Origin of the sequence: Qipengyuania sp. SS22 (assembly GCF_025736935.1) — a bacterium.
Classification (GTDB): Bacteria; Pseudomonadota; Alphaproteobacteria; order Sphingomonadales; family Sphingomonadaceae; genus Qipengyuania.
Genome location: NZ_CP107048.1, coordinates 1,231,865 through 1,250,543, shown reverse-complemented (window position 1 = coordinate 1,250,543; position 18,679 = coordinate 1,231,865). Strand labels below are relative to the sequence as shown.

General features: G+C 64.1%; 19 protein-coding genes. 7 read left to right on the top strand and 12 right to left on the bottom strand.

Annotated elements, in window-relative coordinates:
* Positions 1-780: 780 nt before the first annotated feature.
* The 3 genes from N6L26_RS06065 to N6L26_RS06055 form a co-directional block, all read right to left on the bottom strand.
* Entirely contained in the window at positions 781-2,010 is a 1,230-nt protein-coding gene (locus N6L26_RS06065) for an argininosuccinate synthase (protein WP_263607140.1), read from the bottom strand.
* 124 nt (positions 2,011-2,134) lie between these two features.
* Complete coding sequence (locus tag N6L26_RS06060) at positions 2,135-2,398, bottom strand: DksA/TraR family C4-type zinc finger protein (RefSeq protein WP_263607139.1); 264 nt, start codon at positions 2,396-2,398, stop codon at positions 2,135-2,137.
* A 72-nt stretch (positions 2,399-2,470) separates the two neighbouring features.
* A complete protein-coding gene (locus N6L26_RS06055; RefSeq protein ID WP_263607138.1) occupies positions 2,471-3,766 on the bottom strand; it encodes an SAM-dependent methyltransferase in 1,296 nt (431 codons plus the stop codon).
* A gap of 80 nt (positions 3,767-3,846) precedes the next feature.
* On the opposite strand from N6L26_RS06055, the gene N6L26_RS06050 reads away from it, so the two are divergent.
* Positions 3,847-4,284 carry a DUF1801 domain-containing protein gene (locus N6L26_RS06050; protein WP_263607137.1) on the top strand — a complete coding sequence of 146 codons (438 nt, stop codon included), beginning with the start codon at positions 3,847-3,849 and terminating at the stop codon, positions 4,282-4,284.
* Here the strand turns inward: N6L26_RS06050 and N6L26_RS06045 are convergent, their stop codons facing one another.
* Genes N6L26_RS06045 through N6L26_RS06035 form a run of 3 tightly spaced genes read right to left on the bottom strand, consistent with a single transcriptional unit; the run spans position 4,285 to position 6,448 of the window.
* Entirely contained in the window at positions 4,285-5,025 is a 741-nt protein-coding gene (locus N6L26_RS06045) for a molybdopterin-dependent oxidoreductase (RefSeq protein WP_263607136.1), read from the bottom strand.
* Positions 5,022-5,687, bottom strand: coding sequence for a cytochrome b/b6 domain-containing protein (locus N6L26_RS06040; protein WP_263607135.1), 666 nt, complete (start codon positions 5,685-5,687; stop codon positions 5,022-5,024). Before N6L26_RS06040 ends, N6L26_RS06045 begins: the two co-directional genes overlap by 4 nt.
* On the bottom strand, positions 5,684-6,448 hold the full coding sequence (locus tag N6L26_RS06035; RefSeq protein WP_263607134.1) for an SDR family oxidoreductase: 765 nt from the start codon (positions 6,446-6,448) through the stop codon (positions 5,684-5,686). Before N6L26_RS06035 ends, N6L26_RS06040 begins: the two co-directional genes overlap by 4 nt.
* A 71-nt stretch (positions 6,449-6,519) precedes the next feature.
* On the opposite strand from N6L26_RS06035, the gene N6L26_RS06030 reads away from it, so the two are divergent.
* Positions 6,520-7,362 (top strand): PhzF family phenazine biosynthesis protein, encoded by an 843-nt coding sequence (locus N6L26_RS06030; protein ID WP_263607133.1) that lies wholly within the window; start codon positions 6,520-6,522, stop codon positions 7,360-7,362.
* A gap of 25 nt (positions 7,363-7,387) precedes the next feature.
* On the opposite strand, the gene N6L26_RS06025 is transcribed toward N6L26_RS06030, so the two are convergent.
* The 3 genes from N6L26_RS06025 to rlmN are packed head-to-tail and all read right to left on the bottom strand — an operon-like array spanning position 7,388 to position 9,887.
* A complete protein-coding gene (locus N6L26_RS06025; RefSeq protein WP_263607132.1) occupies positions 7,388-8,029 on the bottom strand; it encodes an MOSC domain-containing protein in 642 nt (213 codons plus the stop codon).
* A gap of 2 nt (positions 8,030-8,031) precedes the next feature.
* On the bottom strand, positions 8,032-8,631 hold the full coding sequence (locus tag N6L26_RS06020; protein WP_263607131.1) for a class I SAM-dependent methyltransferase: 600 nt from the start codon (positions 8,629-8,631) through the stop codon (positions 8,032-8,034).
* Entirely contained in the window at positions 8,628-9,887 is a 1,260-nt protein-coding gene (gene rlmN, locus N6L26_RS06015; protein ID WP_263607130.1) for a 23S rRNA (adenine(2503)-C(2))-methyltransferase RlmN, read from the bottom strand. Before rlmN ends, N6L26_RS06020 begins: the two co-directional genes overlap by 4 nt.
* A gap of 289 nt (positions 9,888-10,176) precedes the next feature.
* On the opposite strand from rlmN, the gene N6L26_RS06010 reads away from it, so the two are divergent.
* Positions 10,177-10,842, top strand: a complete 666-nt coding sequence (locus N6L26_RS06010) for an outer membrane protein (RefSeq protein ID WP_263607129.1) — start codon at positions 10,177-10,179, stop codon at positions 10,840-10,842.
* A gap of 61 nt (positions 10,843-10,903) precedes the next feature.
* On the opposite strand, the gene N6L26_RS06005 is transcribed toward N6L26_RS06010, so the two are convergent.
* From N6L26_RS06005 to N6L26_RS05995, 3 genes are read right to left on the bottom strand one after another with little or no spacing between them, the layout of a single operon-like run.
* A complete protein-coding gene (locus N6L26_RS06005; RefSeq protein WP_263607128.1) occupies positions 10,904-11,386 on the bottom strand; it encodes an invasion associated locus B family protein in 483 nt (160 codons plus the stop codon).
* Positions 11,379-11,858 (bottom strand): GreA/GreB family elongation factor, encoded by a 480-nt coding sequence (locus N6L26_RS06000; RefSeq protein WP_263607127.1) that lies wholly within the window; start codon positions 11,856-11,858, stop codon positions 11,379-11,381. The genes N6L26_RS06005 and N6L26_RS06000 overlap by 8 nt, the downstream gene beginning before the upstream one ends.
* Before the next feature lie 23 nt (positions 11,859-11,881).
* A complete protein-coding gene (locus N6L26_RS05995; RefSeq protein ID WP_263607126.1) occupies positions 11,882-13,816 on the bottom strand; it encodes a lytic transglycosylase domain-containing protein in 1,935 nt (644 codons plus the stop codon).
* A 104-nt stretch (positions 13,817-13,920) separates the two neighbouring features.
* Here N6L26_RS05995 and dapA point away from each other — a divergent pair, with 104 nt between their 5' ends.
* The 4 genes from dapA (at position 13,921) to N6L26_RS05975 (ending at position 18,652) form a co-directional block, all read left to right on the top strand.
* The gene (dapA, locus tag N6L26_RS05990; protein WP_263607125.1) at positions 13,921-14,802 is read left to right on the top strand and encodes a 4-hydroxy-tetrahydrodipicolinate synthase; all 882 of its coding nucleotides are present in this window, start codon (positions 13,921-13,923) and stop codon (positions 14,800-14,802) included.
* Positions 14,803-14,960: 158 nt separating this feature from the next.
* Positions 14,961-15,443 (top strand): SsrA-binding protein SmpB, encoded by a 483-nt coding sequence (smpB, locus tag N6L26_RS05985; RefSeq protein WP_263607124.1) that lies wholly within the window; start codon positions 14,961-14,963, stop codon positions 15,441-15,443.
* 129 nt (positions 15,444-15,572) lie between these two features.
* Complete coding sequence (locus N6L26_RS05980; protein ID WP_263607123.1) at positions 15,573-16,181, top strand: DUF2062 domain-containing protein; 609 nt, start codon at positions 15,573-15,575, stop codon at positions 16,179-16,181.
* Positions 16,181-18,652 carry a response regulator gene (locus N6L26_RS05975; RefSeq protein WP_263607262.1) on the top strand — a complete coding sequence of 824 codons (2,472 nt, stop codon included), beginning with the start codon at positions 16,181-16,183 and terminating at the stop codon, positions 18,650-18,652. The genes N6L26_RS05980 and N6L26_RS05975 overlap by 1 nt, the downstream gene beginning before the upstream one ends.
* The last annotated feature ends 27 nt before the right edge of the window (positions 18,653-18,679 follow it).

Sequence of the window (18,679 nt, the reverse complement as noted above, 5' to 3'; positions counted from 1 at the left end):
TCGGGGGCACATCTGGCGCCGGGCACAAGCCCTAGTTCGCCATGCAATCGGGCGCGCCAAGGAACCGCTTTGAGAGGCAACAGAAAATGGGGTCGACATCGCTGCCGACCCCACTCTCACCGATGCGTGGCCTTGCCCGAAGGCAGGGGCTTGGCATCCGATGTCTCCCCGTCTGTGCCGTCCGAAGACAGGCTCTTCCGGTTCTGTCACCGGCGCTCGCACCGGCATCCGGCTCCGCCCTCATGCTGACCCGGTTGAGTGCGCCAGATCGTGAGACCCTCGCTTCTTTCCCAGGCCGGCCCTCGACGGGTGGCTCCGCGATCGGTCCTTCCGTTCATGGCCGGAACCGTGAGGGGGTGAATTGCCGATCCGGTCCGAAGACCTTTTCTTGCAATGCCGCCTCGGCATCCGACCGGGTTGGTCCGATCCATGGAAGACGTACTTTTGCGCTCCATCATCGACCGTCATGCTCTGGACCGAAGCCCGCGGCGCGATGGTCTCAAGAAACACATGGACAGCACCTCCCATGTCTTTCCGGTCCGAAATTTCTCCGTAATCAGAGGCTGTTACGCCTCAAACCCGGTGGAAGTCCCTCACCGTTCCGATGACTTGAAGCTGCTCCTCACCGCGCGATTCGTCCAGCAAGCGAGGCCCGAGTTTTCCACTTTTCCAGCTTTTGGTTGTGGAGGAGGGTGGATAAGTCCACCATCCACCGCAAAAATATAACCTCGATTGCGCCTCTTGCGCAATATTGCGCCGCAAGGCCCGTTTGTATCGCAATTAACGGTCGCGCTGGGCCAACAGCCGCAGACGCAGCGCGTTCAGCTTGATGAAGCCCTCGGCATCTTTCTGGTCGTAGGCCCCGGCATCGTCCTCGAAGGTCACATGCGCTTCGGAATAAAGGGAGTTCGGCGATTTGCGGCCGACCACCATCGCGTTGCCCTTGTAGAGCTTGAGCCGGACGGTGCCCGAAACCTTCTGCTGGCTGAGATCGACCGCCGCCTGCAGCATTTCACGCTCGGGGCTGTACCACAGGCCATTATAGACCAGCTCGGCATAGCGCGGCATCAGTTCGTCCTTGAGATGCGCCGCACCGCGATCGAGCGTGATCTGTTCGATCCCGCGATGCGCGCGGGCGTAGATCTCGCCGCCCGGCGTTTCATACATGCCGCGGCTCTTCATCCCGACGAAGCGGTTCTCGACGAGGTCGAGGCGGCCGATACCGTGGGTGCGGCCAAGATCGTTGAGCGCGGCGAGCAGTGTCGCCGGGCTCATCGCTTTACCGTTCAGTGACACGCCGTCGCCGCGTTCGAAGCCGATCTCGATATATTCGGGTGTGTCGGGCGCATCCTCGGGATGATCGGTCCGCGAATAGACGTAGTCGGGCGTTTCCTCCCACGGATCCTCGAGCACCTTGCCCTCGGACGAGGTGTGCAGCAGGTTCGCATCGGTCGAGAACGGGCTTTCGCCGCGCTTATCGGTCGGTACCGCGATCTGGTGCGTCTCGGCCCAGGCGATCAGCGCGGTGCGGCTGGTGAGGTCCCATTCGCGCCACGGGGCGATCACCTTGATGTCGGGATCGAGCGCATAGGCCGACAGTTCGAAACGGACCTGGTCGTTGCCCTTGCCGGTCGCGCCATGCGCGATGGCATCGGCGCCGGTTTCATGTGCGATCTCGACCAGTCGCTTGGAGATCAGCGGGCGCGCGATGCTGGTGCCGAGCAGGTAATCGCCTTCATAGCGCGCATTGGCGCGCATCATCGGGAAGACGAAGTCGCGTACGAATTCCTCGCGGACATCCTCGATGAAGATGTGTTTGTCGGGAATCCCCATCGCCCGCGCCTTTTCGCGCGCCGGCTCGATTTCCTCACCCTGGCCGAGATCGGCGGTGAAGGTCACGACTTCGACCCCGCGCTCGACCTCCAGCCATTTGGCGATGACGGAGGTATCGAGACCGCCGGAATAGGCGAGGACAACCCGTTTGATTTCGGGGCGCTTGGTATCGGACATTGAGGGCACCTTCGTTGTAACGAGCGCGCCGCTAGCAGGGGGAGGGGACTGTAGGCAATCGATTCACGCTTTACGGATGCCAAGCGCAGTTGCGGTCTTGGTCCGGGGCGGGATTACAGCCTGGTCAGCGCAGCTGGCTGTCCTTGCTCCCGCGCCGGTTTATGCCCGAATTGCGCGCGCTGGTATCGAGGCCGGACTGGCATTGCACACAGCGCTTCACACCCGGTAACGCCGCGCGGCGCTTTTCGGGTATTTCCTCGCCGCAGTCGACGCACCATTGCTCGCTTTCGCCCACGGGCATCCGCGCACGCGCCGCGCTCACTGCGTCGGAAATCGTATCGTCGATCTGATCCTGAACCGCGCCATCGCGCGCCCAACCACCTGCCATGCTATTGTCCTTCCGACCGTAGAGATGGGGTGAAAACGCGAAAAATCAACCGAATGGGGTCCGTGCGGCGATCTACTCCGCCGCCTCATCCAGCGCGGGGTCGAGGTGCCATTTAGGCACGTTGCCCGCGTCGGCCGCGCGCAGGCGGGCGCTTTCGATCTCGATATATTCGCGCGTCATGGGGATCGCATTGCGGTCCTTCACATATTGCAGCTGCCAATTGACCATATTGCCATGGCGGAAGCTCTGCTCGGCGCCGGCGAGATAGAACAGCCACATGCGATAGAAGCGCTCGTCATACAGCGCCTCGATCGCCTTGCGGTGCAGGACCGTGCGCCGGTACCATTCCTCCAGCGTATGGCTGTAATGGAAGCGCATCGCTTCCACATCCATCACCTGCCAGCGGTACTTCTCGCTCTGCGTCACGAGTTCGGACAGCGCGGGGATGTAGCCCCCGGGAAAGATGTATTTTCGCGTCCACTTGTCGGTGAAGCCGGGCGCACCCGCGCGGCCGCAACAATGGCTGACCATTACGCCGTCGGGGGCCAGCAGGCGGTTGGTGTGCTCGAAGAACTCGGGATAATGCGGGGTCCCGACATGCTCGAGCAGGCCGACCGAGCTGATCCGGTCGAACTGCCCTTGTACGTCGCGATAATCCATCAGTTCGAAGGTAACGCGATCGGCCAGACCGGCGGCCTCAGCCCGTTCGTTGCAGAAGGCGATCTGGTCGGGGGCAAGCGCGACCCCGGTGACCTCGACCTCGTAATGCCGCGCGAGGTAGAGCGCGAAGCCGCCCCAACCGCAGCCGATATCGAGCACGCGCTGGCCCGGCTGGATGCACATCTTGGCGGCGAGATGCGCTTTCTTGTCGAGCTGCGCCTTCTCGAGCGACGTCGCTGCGGGATCCTCGCGGTAATAGGCCATGGTGTATTGCCGGTCCTCGTCGAGGAACAGCTCGTAAAGGCGGCGGGTGAGGTTGTAGGTATGTTCCGCGTTTTTGCGCGCCTTACCGCGCAAATTTATGCTGTCGGCCTTGGCGAGCAGTTTCTGCGCCGCCTTGCGCAGCGGCCCCTGTGGCTTCAGCGAGGCTCCTGCCTCGCGCTTGGCGTTCATGGTCACGAACAGCACCAGATCGCGGATGTCGTGCGGTGGCACGACTTCCAGCCAGCCCCACATGAACGCCTCGCCCGCGCCGACCTGCGGATAACGCGCGATGTGGTTGGCGGCCTTGCGATGCGTCAGCTTGATGTGGAGCGGAGTCTCGCCTTGCTCCGGTGAGCCATATTCATAGGTCTGTCCGTCATGGTCGGTCACAATGAGACGTCCGCGATGGATTGCCGAATTCAAGAATTTGTTGAGCAGCCACATGGGCACCGGTCTCCCCGCAGTTTCCCCTGGGCCGGAGCCTGTGGCACATGGGACAGCGAGTCAAATGATGGAGCCGTGTTATGGCCGAGGCGAAAACGCAGCCGACCGACATCGATCCGCAGGAGTTCCTCGCTGCGGTGGAACCGAGCCGCAAGCGCGAGGAGGCGCAGGCGCTCGATGCGCTGTTCCGGCGGGTGACGGGTGAGCAGCCCAAGATGTGGGGGCCGAGCATCATCGGCTATGGCAGCTATCGAACCACCTATGCCAGCGGGCGCGAGGTCGAATGGATGCGCACCGGTTTCAGCCCGCGCAAGGCGAAGCATTCGCTCTATCTGATGGGTGGCTATTGCGATCCGGAAACCGGGGCCAAGCATGCCGACGCGCTGGAGCGGCTGGGCAAGCATGCGCGGGGCAAGAGCTGTCTTTACGTCAACAAGCTGGCCGATATCGATCTGGCGGTGCTTGAAGACATGATCCGCGCCGACTGGGCGGAAATAAACCGGCGCTATCCCGCCTGATCAGATCCCGGCGTACCATTGGTAGCCGGCGCGGTCTTCCCAATAGCCGCCCTGGCCCTTGCCGATATCGTCCAGGCTAGCGACCGCCTCGATCGCGGTGAGATATTTGGCGTGCTTATAGCCTAACTGCCGCTCGATCCGCATGCGCAGCGGCGCGCCGTTGCGGATCGGCAGCGGCTCCCCGTTGAGGCGGTGAGCGACGATGGTCTGCGGGTGATAGGCATCGAGCAGGTCGACGCTTTCGTAATAATCCTGCCCGTTGAGATTGTCGGCACAGCGGAAGACGATGAACTTGGCTTCCTCGCGCAGGCCCGCGGCATCAAGCAGCAACGACAATTGCGGCCCGCTCCATTCGCCGATCGCGCTCCACCCTTCGACACAATCGTGCCGGGTAACCTGCGTGCGCTGCGGGAGCTTGCGGATGTTGTCGAGACTCAGGCTCAGCGGTGTGTCGACCAGCCCACCCACCGTGAGCCGCCAATTGGCGAAGCCTTCCTCGGCATGGCGCGGGTAATCGCCGCTTTGCGGATCGGTCGAGCCGTTGCCGCGGAAATAGGGTGAGACCGCGCTGCGCGGATATTCGGGGGCGAGCGCTTCGCGGTCGCTCAGCAACCGATGCGCGCCCCTGTGCCACCCTTCGGCTGCGCCAAGCAGCGACTGGCCGGCGTCGGTTTCTGCGATCCGGTTGCAGCCCGCCACGAAAGCCGCGCCCGCAGCGACGAGGAAATTCCTGCGCTTCACGGTTCGCGCCCTCCGGTGATCATGTCGCGGATCTGGCGGATTGGCCCGGCGAGGATGACCAGCACGACATGGACGACAAAGAATGCGGCGATGGCAAAGGCGAAGATGAAGTGCAGGCTGCGCGCGGATTGCCGCCCGCCGAGCAATTCGACCAGCCAGCCGAAGCTCGGCCCCATGCCCGGGCTGATCGCAATGCCGGTAGAGATCATCATCGGCAGGAACACGCCGAGCACGAGGCCATAGGCGAGCTTCTGAAGGAAATTGTACTTGTTACCGGCATGGTCGAAATCGAGCCTGAGATGCGCGGCAATGTCGCGTCCGATGGCGGAGAGGCGCCATTCGCGCGAACGGGTGGCGATGTCGCGGCTGAAATGGCGATTGATGAGCATGGCGAGCCACATGAACAGCAAGCCGAGCGCGAAGGGCCAGGCCATCAGGATGTGCCAGTCGCGCGCCACCGCCAGGCTGTAATAGCCGGGGATCGTCATCCAGTCGGGAAAGCGCGGCACTGCGAGCCACGCCTGTTCGGGGGCAAAGCCCCAGTCGCCCCAGTACAGCCGGCGGTGCGCATTGGAGATCGTCAGCCCGGACATGAACAGCACGGTCACGCACAGCAAATTGAGCCAGTGCCACAGGCGCGTGCTGAGCGCGTGGCGCTTCATGCGGGCTGCCCTTCGCGCGCGAGGTAGATCACGTCGCGCGGCTGGGCGAGCAGGTGCTGGCCGCTATCGACATAGAGCGTCTGCCCGCTGGCGAGATGGCCTTGCGCGAGAAACAGCGCGGCCTCGGCGACCTCGTCCGCCCCGGTTTTGCGGCCCAGCAGGTTCATACGGTGAGAGACCTCGGTCTCGGCCTCGCTCTGGTCGTGGCTGGCGAGGATCGCGCCCGGCGCGAGGGCATAGATGCGATCGTCAGGCTGCGCTGCACCCATGGCGAGCATCGGCACGGTCGATCCGGCTGCGTGCTTGCTCATCGTGTAGCTGAAGAAATCGGGATTGGGATTGGCCAGCTTCTGATCGGTGAACTGGATCACGCGGCGCCCCGTTTCGGCGCGGGCATGCGCGAGATAGGCCTGCGCCATGCGTGCCGGAGTGCGGGCGTTGATCTGCATCGACTGACAGTTCGTCGCAGGATCAAGCCCGGTTACATCGTCCGGCTCGAAGATCGCCGCGCAATTCACCATGCAGCGCCAATCGGGCAGCCGCGCCGCGAGCGCTTCGACCATCGTCACCGCGGCATCGCCGTCGGCAAGGTCGCAATGCACCGTTTCGGCGGAGGGCAGGATGCTCGCCAGGGCTTCCGCCTCGTCCTGCGATTCGCCGTAATGGATGACGACATGCCAGCCATTGTCTGCAAACGCCTGTACGATTGCCGCACCGATCCGCGCCGATCCGCCGGTCACCAAAACTGTCGAACTCGTCATGAATTCTATTGAGCAGTTTTGGCGATGATTGCCTAGCTTTGCCAGCGGGCCGCATTAGCGAGGAAGATGCTGTGAAACTCGATCTTGTCGACGTATTTGGTTCTGGTCCGCTGAGCGGCAATCCGCTCGCGGTGGTGCATGGGGCGGACGGTCTCAGCGCCGAGCAGATGCTCAAACTGACGCAATGGCTGGGCTTTTCCGAAACCACCTTCTTGCTTCCGCCGACCGATCCCGACGCCGATTATCGCGTGCGGATTTTCTATCCCGCGGGCGAATTGCCGTTTGCGGGCCATCCGACGCTGGGCAGCTGCCATGCCTGGCTGCGCGCGGGCGGCGTGCCGAAGAACGACGGGGCAATCGTGCAAGAATGCGGCGTCGGCCCGGTCGAAATCCGGCGCGATGGGGAGCGGCTGTCGTTCCGCGCCCCTGATCTGGTGCGCAGCGGCCCCTTATCCGACGCGGAACGCGCGCGGGCTATCGACCTGTCGGGTGTTCGCGAGGAAGCGGTGGTCGAGGCGGTGCACGTCGCCAACGGACCGCAGTGGCAGCTGTTGCGGCTGCGCTCCGACGAGGATGTGCTCGCGGCGAAACCGGTGGCGGAGGCGCCGCAGGGCACCGACATCGGGCTGGCCGGACCGACGAGCGGTGGGGAAATCGCATGGGAACTGCGCGCCTTTTTCGCCGACCAGCAGGGGCGTATGCGCGAGGATCCGGTGACGGGCAGCTTCAATGCCGGTGTCGCGATGCACCTGTTCGCCAGCGGACTTGCGGAGGGGCGCTATATCGCCGCTCAAGGGCGCCAGACAGGGGCCGACGGGCGCATTAACTGCTCGCAGGAGAGCGATGGTTCGGTGTGGATCGGCGGGACCTGTGTGAGTGTTGCCGAAGGCGCGGCCTTGCCCGACTGGAGCTGAGCGCCGCAGCGCGCGTGACGGATTGCTAGCTGGCGAGTTTCGCGCGGATCTTGTCTCGCATCACCGGGGAGAGCCGCTCGAGATCCACGATCTCCTTGATCTCTTCGCGTGATGCGCGGTGCGCGGGATCGTAGAATTTGGCGAACAATCGGGCGACACTCCACTCGGTATGCCCGGTCTCAACGCATTCGAGCGCATCGCCGGCCTGCGCCTCGCCTTCCTCGATCACGCGATAGTACCAGCCGCAATCGTGCTGCTTGATGATCCGCGCGACCATGCCCTTGCGGTCGAACCGGTGTTCGATCTTCCAGCAGGGCTTGCGCGGCTGACTGACTTCGAGAAGCGCGCTGCCGAAACGAAACCGGTCGCCGATATGGACCTGCGGTTCGGTAAGCCCGGTACTCATCAGGTTTTCGCCAAAGGCCGCGGGGCGGACGAGCAGGTCGTGGCCGCCGAGCCACTGGTCCCAGGCCGCGTAATGATCGTGCGGATAGTGGTGTACCGCCATGTCCACGCCGCCATGATGAGCGGTATCGGCGACCATATCGCCTTCGATACCGAAACTCCGGATCGTTACCGCGCCGGTAACCGGTCGCTTGTCGATCGCGCTCAGTTCCGCGCCGTTGAAGGGCTGCGGCAGGCCGATACAGATTTCGGTTATTGCCACCATCACTTTTCCTCCCTGCGCATGGTCAGCGCGTACCAGTCGCGCTGGATGCCATCGGCACCTTCGCCGCGATAGCGTTCGCTGGCGACCATTGCCAAGCCGGCGTGGCGATAGGCGCGTTCGAGCCAGCGCTCGTCGGGGAGGTTGGTCAGTCGCCCGAGCGGGTCGCGTCCCTCGCCGTCGCCGAGCTTGTAAGTGGCATAGTGCCAACCACCGGGACGCAGCGCCCCGCGGATCGCATGGAGCACACCGGGGAGGTCGGCACGCGCAACATGCAGCAGGCAAGCATGCGCCCAGACCGCGTCATAGGCCGCCACGGCATCGAGCTGGTCGAACTGGAGAACCCGTGCACCGACGTCGAAGCGTTCGTTCGCCTTGCGAACCATGGCGGGCGTGCCATCGGTCGCGTCGAGCGCGAAACCGCGTTCAAGAATCCGCGCGGAATCGCGGCCCCCGCCGCACCCCAGTTCAAGTACGCGGGCACCCGGTTCGAGCCGGTCGAGGAATGTATCGAGGTGGCGGCTGGGGCCTTGCCCGAAGCTTAGCGTGTAACGCGGCGCGTTCGCTTGGTAGAAAGCGATCGTCGCCGCATCGGCGGTCATCCCGCGGCGGCCTCGGCCACGGCCTCGGCGGCGGCAGCCTCGCGGTCGAGTTGGGCGCGGCTCTTCTTTTCGGCAGCGGTCTTGAGCTGGCCGCAGGCGGCATCGATGTCGCGTCCGCGCGGCGTGCGCACCGGCGCGCTGATGCCCTGTTCGAACACGATCTCGGAAAACCGCTTTACCCGCTCGGGCGTCGAACATTCGTAAGGCGCGCCGGGCCACGGGTTGAACGGGATCAGATTTACCTTGGCGGGCAGCCGGTAATGCTTGATCAGCCGCACCAGCTCGTGCGCATGCTCGTCGCTATCGTTCTTGTCGCGCAGCATGACGTATTCGAAAGTGATCCGCCGCGCATTGCTCGCGCCGGGATAGGCGGCGCAGGCTTCGAGCAGTTCCTCGATCCCGTATTTCCGGTTGATCGGGACGATCTCGTCGCGAATGTCCTTGGTCACCGCGTGGAGTGAGACCGCGAGGTTCACGCCGATTTCCTGGCCGCAGCGATCCATCATCGGCACGACGCCGCTGGTCGACAGCGTGATCCGGCGTTTCGACAGCGCGAGACCGGCGCCATCCATCACCAGCTGCATCGCAGCCTTGACGTTGTCGAAATTATAGAGCGGTTCGCCCATGCCCATCAGCACGATATTGGTCAGCAGACGCCCGTCCGAGCGGTATTCGCTGCTGTCTTCCTCGGTGTCGAGCCCGGCCATAGAGCCCTTGGGCCATTCGCCCAGCGCGTCGCGTGCGAGCATGACCTGGCCGACGATCTCGCCCGGGGTCAGATTGCGCACGAGCCGCATGGTGCCCGTATGGCAGAAGGTGCAGTTGAGCGTGCAGCCGACCTGGCTGGAAATGCACAGCGTCCCGCGATCAGCATCGGGGATGAAGACCATCTCGAATTCGTGCCCGTCGGCGGTCCGCAGCAGCCACTTGCGCGTACCATCGGTCGAATGCTGCGCCTCGACCACATCGGGACGTTCGACGACGAACCGTTCGGTCAGCCACGGGCGCATGGTCTTGGCGATATCGGTCATCGCTGCGAAATCGGTGACACCGCGATGATAGAGCCAGTGGAATACCTGCTTGGCGCGCAGCTTGGCCTGTTTCGCGTCGAGCCCGGCATCGGCGAACAATTCGCGGATACGGTCCTTGGGCAGACCGATCAGGTCGACGCGGCCGTCCGCGCGCGGCGTGATGTCGCGCGCGACGGGAACCGGGTCCACCTGCCCGGGGATGCTCATGAGTGTCGTATCGGCCATGGGAGCGGCGCATATAGTGCCAAATGCCCCGAAAGCAAAGCATGCAGGCAGCTGTGACCAAGGGCAGGGCGGCTCTGACCATCATGCGCTACACGCGGACGGAAAGTACCCGCCCGGTTTCGGCGTTTCCCGTGTTCCACCGCCGCGAAGCCTCGGCTCGTCGCGCAACATGTGTTCAAAAGGCAACAACTTACTGTTGTCTCAGGTTAATGAAACTGTTTGCCATTTCGCATCGTTCTCTGGGTCCACGCAGCGCGAAAGCTGCGGGTAAAACCAATGGAGTTCGCATATGAAGAAGATCTCAACCCTGCTCGTCGCCGGATCGCTGGCTGCATTTTCGGCACCCGCGATGGCCCAGGACAGCGGCAGCAATTTCGACGGCTTCCGCCTGCAGGGCGTGGCCGGTTACGATGCGCTCAAGGCTGGCAGCAGCGTCGATGACGATGCCAACGACAATAACGACCAGTCGATCGACGGCGTGGTCTACGGCGTTCAGGCCGGTTACGATTTCGATCTCGGCGGCGCAGTCGTCGGTCTCGAAGCGGAACTGACCGATTCCAGCGCCAAGACCGAATTCAACAACGGTGATTTCGAAGGCTTCGGCTTCGGTGAAGTCGATGCCGGTCGCGACCTCTTCCTCGGCGCGCGCGTCGGTGCGAAGATGGGTCCCGACCTGCTGGTCTACGCCAAGGGCGGTTACACCAACGCCAAGCTGAACATTCTCGCGAATGACGGCACCACCGAATATGACGAAGACTTCGATCTCGACGGCTGGCGTGCCGGTGCGGGTCTCGAATATGCGATCAACCCGCGCACCTTCATGAACGTCGAATATCGCTATTCGAACTACAGCGAAGGCGAAGTCGATTTTGACGGCGACCTGGCCGACAGCGAGCGTTTCGATGTCGATCTCGACCGTCACCAGATTATGGCAGGCCTCGGCGTTCGCTTCTAAGCGATCGCATCCGACCTAATCGAGGGCCGGGGAGCGTTATGCGCTCTCCGGCCTTTTCGTGTCAGCGCTGTGCGCAGGCGAGCGTGGCGGCGTCCATCGCGGTGGCCGCGCCGGCCAGCGAATAGGTGTTGGCAAAGCGGCGTCCGCGCGTATCGGTAGCGCGAACCGTCATGCGCGTGGCGGACCGGATCGCCGCGATGATCGCCGCATCCATCGTGCGGTCTTCGGCCCAGGCATCGCCGCCGCCGCCGCTGAGGCGGAAGCTCTTGCCGCCGATCGCCAGTGTGATGGCCGAACCCGCGGCAAGCTGGCGCGAGAGACGGAAATGCACTTGCCCGCGCAGATTGCGGCGCGGCCAGGTGCCGACGGTGGCGAAGGGTTCGAAATCGCGCTGCAACCGGCTCGGCGCGGCCATGGCAATGGCATAGCACCGCGGAACCGCCGGATCGCGAAAGGCGCCCCAGTCGGAAAACACCCCTAGGCTGTCCTTGGCCGATAGCGGCACGGCGAGGGCGAGCAGCAGGAGGGCGCCAAGCCTAAGCATAATCAATCGCCACCACCTCCCATTCCTTGAGCCCGCCCGGCAGCCGGACGCTGCGCAGGTCCCCGACCGCCGCGCCCTTGATGGCACGCGCGACCGGCGAGGACCAGCCGATGCGGCCGGCGCTGGCATCCTGTTCGTCATCGCCGACCAGGGTAACGACCCGCTCGACGTCGTCCTCGTCGGCAAGCGTGATCGTGGCGCCGAAGAAGGCGCGTGACTTGTCGGGCTGCGCAGCGGGGTCGATAACCCGCGCCGCCTTCATCCGCCGCGCGAGATGCGCCAGTTCGCGGTCGATCTCGCGCATGCGCTTGCGCCCGTAGAGGTAATCGCCGTTTTCGCTGCGGTCGCCATTGCCCGCCGCCCAGCTGACGATCTCGACGATCGCGGGCCGCTCGGTGCCCAGTAGATGGTCGTAGCGTGCCCGCATCGCGGCATAGCCGGCAGGGGTGACGGGATTGGACTTGTCTTGCATGAGGCCGTGGCCCCTAGCGTAAATCAGCGGGGCAGGTAATTCCCGATATCGCGTTCGTAAGCGGCCGACCGGTCGGGATGCATATTGGCATAGCTGACGGCATTTCCGATCACGCGCATGACGTAATAGCGCGTCTCGAAATTCGACGGGATCTGTTCGATCCAGGTCACCCAGTCGACCGCGCCAGTGCGCGGATCGCCATTGAGGCGTAACCATTCGTTCACGCGGCCAGGACCGGCATTATACGCCGCGATGGCGAGCGGGTAGGCCCCGCCATAGCGGTCCATCAGCCGCGCGAAATGCGCATCGCCCAGACGGATATTGTAGCTCGGGCTCTGGGTCAGGCTGGCCGACATGTAGGTCACGCCGATCTTGCCCGCTTCCTCGCGCGCGGTCCCTGGCATCAACTGCATCATCCCGCGGGCGCCGGCATGGCTGACACGGTTACGGTCGAATTCGCTTTCCTGCCGCGCAATGGCATGAACCATCGTCCAGTTCGCGCCCGGATGCGTTTCAACCGTTGGATAACCGAGCCGTTCGAAACCGGTGAGGCCATGCTCGCCTGCCACGAGACCGGCGACAACCGCCATTTCCTCGAGCCCCGTCTCGCGGGCCAACTGACCGACAAGCGCCATCTTGCCCGGCGTATCGGCCTTGTCGGCAATCGCTTCGAAAAAGGCGCGTTCGGTGCGCCAGTCGCGGCGGTTGCGCGAAATCGCACGCAGCGCGCCGGTCAGCGGATCGGTTTCGAAGGCCGCGCGTTCGGCGCTGTCGGGCGCGGGGACGGCGGCGAAGCTCGGCATCGGACGGCCGAGCTCACTCAGCGCCAGCTGGCCGTAATACCAATCGGGATATTCGGCGGCCATTTCCCAATATCGCTCTGCTCCGGTCTGGTCGCCTGCGCGCGCGGCGGCACGGCCGGCCCAGTAGAAGCCCTTCGAGCGGGTCAGCGGCGTCTTGGCCGCGGTGCCATAGCGGTAGAACAGCGGCGCAGCCTGCGTCCCGTCGCCGAGCGACCACAGCGCTTTGGTCCCGCCAAGCCACATCAGGTCGGTGTACTTGTCGCGCAGCGTATAGGAACCATCGGAAATATCGGTGCCCGGCGCGAAGACGTCGTCGATCTTGCCCGCGATGCTGGCGGCCTGCGTCGCCCCGGCACTTTTGGCCACGGCCAGCGCTTCGCTGACGAACTGCGTGCCATCGAAAGCGGGCGACACGAAGGCAGCACGGGTCGAAAGCAGGTTCACCGCTTCGTAGGGCTGGCCCGAGTTGCGGTAATGCCGCGTCAGATTGTAGACATAGCCCGCATCGGCCATCGCGCCCGCCGGAATGGGTACGCCGGCTTGCGAAGGTGTGCTGCCCTGCAGCAGCGCCAGCCGCGCCTGCGCCATCCCGCGATAGGCGGGCGAAACGCGCACGACATGGCGCGAAGCCGCTTCGTAACTACCCTGCCACAGGAGCGCGTCCATCCGCGCATCATGGTCTTCGGGGGCGAAGCGGCTGCCGAACAGACCCTGCATGTAAAGCTCGGCCGGGCCGCTCATCATGCCCCCGCGCCACGCTTCGCGCGCCACCTCGAGCGCCTCGGGGCGATCGAGCGAGGCCAGCGCAAGCGCATACCGCGCCCGCCCGCTATTGGTCAGCGGGGGGTGCTCGTCGAAAAAAGCGACCATCGTCTGCGGAGTAGGCGCTTCGCTATCGAGCGCGGCTTCGGCGCGGCGCTGGAGCAATTCCTTCTTGGGAAAGCCGGGATAGCTGGTGAGGAAACCCGCATAGGAGGAGAACGGCAGGTTCTCCTGCTTGGTCAGATATTCCCATTGACCGACCGCCTGGTCCATCCGGCCCGGCTGCTGCGCAACCATGCTGGTGCGCGAGGCATCCTGTGCCTGCGCGAGCGAGGGGAAGGCCAGCGCGCTGCCGACCATAAGTGCGAGTGAGAAAACTGTTTTTCGGCCCATGCTGGACATATTGCCTGGCCCCTCCTTATCAGGCGCTGAATGGATCGTGGCGCCGCGTCGCGAAAATGATTGTGTTTCATTCCTCTAACGCAGGACTCAGGTAAATGTTCTCAGGCTCGATTCCAGCTCTGGCGACTCCTTTTCGCGACGGATCGTTCGACGAAGCCGCGTTCCGCAAGCTTGTCGACTGGCAGATCGACAATGGCAGCAAGGGGCTGGTCCCCTGCGGCACCACGGGCGAGGCCTCGACGCTGTCTAATGCCGAACATCACCGGGTGATCGAGGTATGTATCGAACAGGCGGCGGGCCGTGTGCCGGTGATCGCAGGCTGCGGCTCGAACGATACGCGCAACGCACTGCTGCATATGCAGTTCTCGAAGAAGGCGGGGGCGGCAGCGGGTCTGTGCGTCGCGCCCTATTACAACCGTCCGAGCCAGACCGGCCTGATTGCGCATTTCAGCTTCCTGGCGGAGAACAGCGACCTGCCGATCGTCCTTTACAATGTACCCGGCCGCACGGTGACCGATATCGAGGACGAGACGGTGGTCGAACTGGTGCGCAAATATCCCAAACGGATCGTCGCCATCAAGGATGCCAGTGGCGATCTGTCGCGCGTCGCCGATCACCGCATGGGGCTCGATCACGAGTTTTGCCAACTGTCGGGCAATGACGAATTGTGGCTGCCGCATTCGGCCGCGGGCGGATCTGGGTGTATTTCGGTGACCGCGAATGTTGCGCCCGCGCTGTGCGCCGAGTTCCACGACGTGATCGCGGCGAACGACCTGGTCAAGGCACGCGCGCTCAACGACCGCCTGTTCCCGCTGCACTACGCGATGTTCTCCGACGCCAGCCCGGCACCGGTCAAATATGCGCTGAGCCGCGTGCACGACTGGTTCGAGCCCGATGTCCGTCTGCCGCTGTGCACCGCCAGCGAAGCCAGCCGCAAGGCAGTCGACGAAGCGCTGGAAATCGCCGGGCTGGCCTAGATCACCTCGTCCTCGTCGAGCAATGGCGCGGCGGGGAAGGGTGGATCGCTGACGGCAAGCGCCTCGACCGCGTTCGCCATGGGCACGGCACGCTTGGCAAGAGAAATCGCTGCACGCCCTTTCCAAGCGCCGCCCGCTACCCTACATGCGCCCGCCTTATGGCCCGACCCAAGCCCGCCACTTTCGACAAGCAGAAGACCGTCGCCGACAACCGGCGTGTGCGGTACGATTATCACGTCGAAGAGACTTTCGAAGCCGGGCTCGCGCTGCAGGGCACCGAGGTCAAGGCGCTGCGCGCGGGCGAGGCGAGTATCAAGGAAAGCTATGCCGAGGTCCGCGACGGGCAGGTGTGGCTGGTCAATGCCAACATCCCCGAATATTCGCATGGCAACCGGCTCAACCACGAGCCGCGCCGGCCGCGCAAGTTGCTGCTCAATTCGCGCGAGATCGAGAAGCTGTTCGGCGCAGTCGAGCGCAAGGGCATGACTCTGGTCCCGCTGTCGGTCTATTTCAACAGCACCGGGCGGGCGAAGGTCGAACTGGCGCTGGCCAAGGGCAAACAGGCGCATGACAAGCGCCAGACGATCAAGGATCGCGACTGGAAGCGCGACAAGGCGCGACTGTTGCGCGACCGCGGATGATTGGCGTGCAGGCCCCTTACATCGGGGGCCCGTGCTAACCACATCGCCAGCCATGCCGCATTCGTCGCAAGCCGCTTTCCACCTTTCCTTGCACTCGCCAGGGAGGCAGCGCATGGCAGGGTCGTGGCAATGAGCGAGCGCAAATCTAAGACATTCCTGTCGGACTGGATCCGCCTGCGCATGCCCACGCGTGAGCAGATGGCGCGCAGCAAGTTCCTGCGCCCCATTGCGCACCGCTTCCTGACCCCTGAATTGTGGCGCTTTACCCGGCGTAGCGTCCCGCGCGGCGTGGCGCTGGGAATCTTTGCGGGCTTTATCGTTCCGGTGGGGCAGATCTTCCTCGCCGCCTTCATGGCGCTACCTGCGCGCGCCAACGTGCCGCTGTCGACACTGGTCACCTTCATCACCAACCCGTTCACCTTCCCGTTCTGGGCCCTGGTGGCGAACAAGATCGGCGTCTTCATTCTCAAGGTCGATCTGGCGGCAACCGGCGGCGTCGCACAGGACGAAATTTCCAGCGGGCGCTGGTCGTGGTTCATCGAAATGTTCGAAGGGGTCGGGATCACGGTGCTGGTGACCGTATTCGGCTTCATCGTGCTGGCGATTGTCGGGGCAGCGTTCGGCTATGTCTTTGCGGATGTGGTCTGGCGCTTCGTCGTTGCGCGCAAGCGCCAGCGCCGCCTGCGCGCGATGGAACGACGTCTGGATGACCGCATGCTTAAAGATCCCAAGCCGTGATGGTGCAGGAAGACAATCCGGTCACCCGGCTGCCCCCGCTACCGCTTATGCTCGGCGTCGCGGCTGCCGGGATCGTTTCGGTATCGCTGGTATGGCTGGTCGGCCAGCAGACCGTCGTTGCCTTGGCCTATGGCGGAGCGCTGGTGGCGGTGCTTTTGATGCTGCTGCTCGCGGCCCGTCTCAAGACTGCTCCTGTCGAGGGGGATGCGCTCCAGCCAGACTGGTCGGTAACCAGCGTCGCGATCGAGAACCGCCGCCGGGCCGTGGTGATCATTGATCGGGCTAACCGCATGGTCTGCGCCAATTCGACTTATGAAGGCTGGTTTGACAGCGCGACCACGCCTTACGATTTGCCCTTCGATACCGCCTCTCGCGGAGCGGTGATCGCCGGCGCGCGCGAAGCCTGGCGCGATGGCTCGGCCAAGGTCGCCGAATTGCGGCTCAACGGTCTCGGGGCCTATTACCAATTGCAGATCGATCGCAGCGGACGGGGCGAGGCCTATCTCGTCTGGCGCTTCACCGAGTTGCGTGAGGAACACAGCTATGAAGGCCTGTCCGAGCGCCTTTCGGGCCGCTTTGGCGAGGTGATCTCCCGGTCGGGTCTCGAACTCGCACTGGTGGGGCCCGATGGTGTCGTCCTCACCACCACACCCGGGCTGGCCGAACGCGCTACCGGCAGCCGCGACAATTCGCTGGGCGGGCTCGAATTCGTGCAATTGCTTCGCTCGGACGATCGCGACCGCATCTTCTTCGCGCGCGAAGGGCAGCAGGGTTCGCCGCAGACGCTGGTGCATGTGCCGCTCGACGCACCTTCCGCCGACAAACTCAGCGATGCCGACCAATCGCCTTCGCTGATGCTGCTGGTCGACAGTTCGGTCGGCCTCGGGGGCGGCTGGGAAGGCAGCGGCAAGGCCGCCATCCCGCAGCTCGAAGCGCTGCTCTCCGCGCTGCCGCTGGGGCTGGCGCTGACCGATCGCGACGGCCGCTTCCTATTCGCCAACAAGGCTTTTCTGCGCGCGGTGGAACGGGTCGATCGCGGACTGCCGCAATTTCCGTCCGACCTTGTCGTGCGCGAAGACAAGGCCGCGCTGGCTGATACCGTTCGCCGCTTCGCCAAGGGCGCGACCGCGAGCGGCGACATGGCGGTGCGGCTGGCGAACGACAAGGAAGAACCGGTGTCGATCGGCCTCGCGGGCGTACGCGGGCTGGGCGATGCGGCGGTGCTGCTGTCGATCTCCGATTCCTCGGAAGAGAAGCGCCTCCGCCGCCAGGTTGCGCAGGCTACCAAGATGCAGGCGGTCGGCCAGCTGGCGGGCGGCGTGGCGCATGACTTCAACAACGTGCTGACCGCGATCATTGGCTATTGCGACCTCATGCTGTTGCGGCATACGCCGGGTGACAGCGATTACGATGACATCCAGCAGATCAAGGCCAATTCGAACCGCGCGGCCAGCCTGACGCGGCAATTGCTTGCCTTCAGCCGCCAGCAGACCTTGCGCCCCGTGGTGCTGCAGCTGCCCGACGTGGTCAGCGAGGTCAGCCAGCTGCTCAAGCGGCTGATGGGCGAGAAGGTCGAGTTTTCGGTGCGCCACGATCGCGAGCTAGGCTCTGTCCGCGCCGATCCGCAGCAGCTTGAGCAGGTCATCATCAACCTCGCGGTCAATGCGCGCGATGCGATGCAGATGAATGCGATCAAGCGCGGCAAGCAGGACTGGAAGGGCAGCCTCACGCTGGCGACGCGCCGGGTATCGGCGCGCGACGTGCGCAAGATGGGCATCGATATCATGCCCGCGGACGATTACACCGTGCTGATCGTGCAGGACACCGGCGGCGGTATTCCCGACGAGCATCTCAACAAGATCTTCGAACCCTTCTTCACCACCAAGGAGCAGGGCAAGGGCACCGGGCTCGGCCTGTCGACGGTCTATGGGATCGTGAAGCAGTCGAACGGCTTTATCTTTGCCGACAATGTGCAGGGGCCCGACGGCACGCTGATCGGCGCACGCTTCACCATGTACCTGCCGGTGCACAAGGGCGAACTGCCCGCAATCATGCGCCGCGAAGAGCCCGAGGAAACCAAGGCGACCGAATGGTCGGCGGGCGGGAAGCTGCTGCTGGTCGAGGACGAGGACATGGTGCGCGCCGTCGCCGAACGTGCGCTCGCCCGCGCGGGCTACACAGTGACCACGGCCGCCGATGGCGAAGAGGGGCTGGGCGCGATCGCCAATGGCACGACCGAGTTTGACCTGATCGTGTCGGATGTCGTCATGCCGACGATGGACGGGCCGGCGATGGCTCGCGCGATCCGCAAGGTGAAGCCGAAAATCCCGATCCTGTTTATGTCGGGCTATGCCGAAGAGCAGCTCCGCAACGAGATCGATATCGAAGACATGCACTTCATCCCCAAGCCGTTCAGCGTCCAGCAGATCAATGCCAAGGTAGCCGAAGTGCTGAGCGAACAACGCAAATAGGCATGTTATGCTGACTGGTTTTCGCGG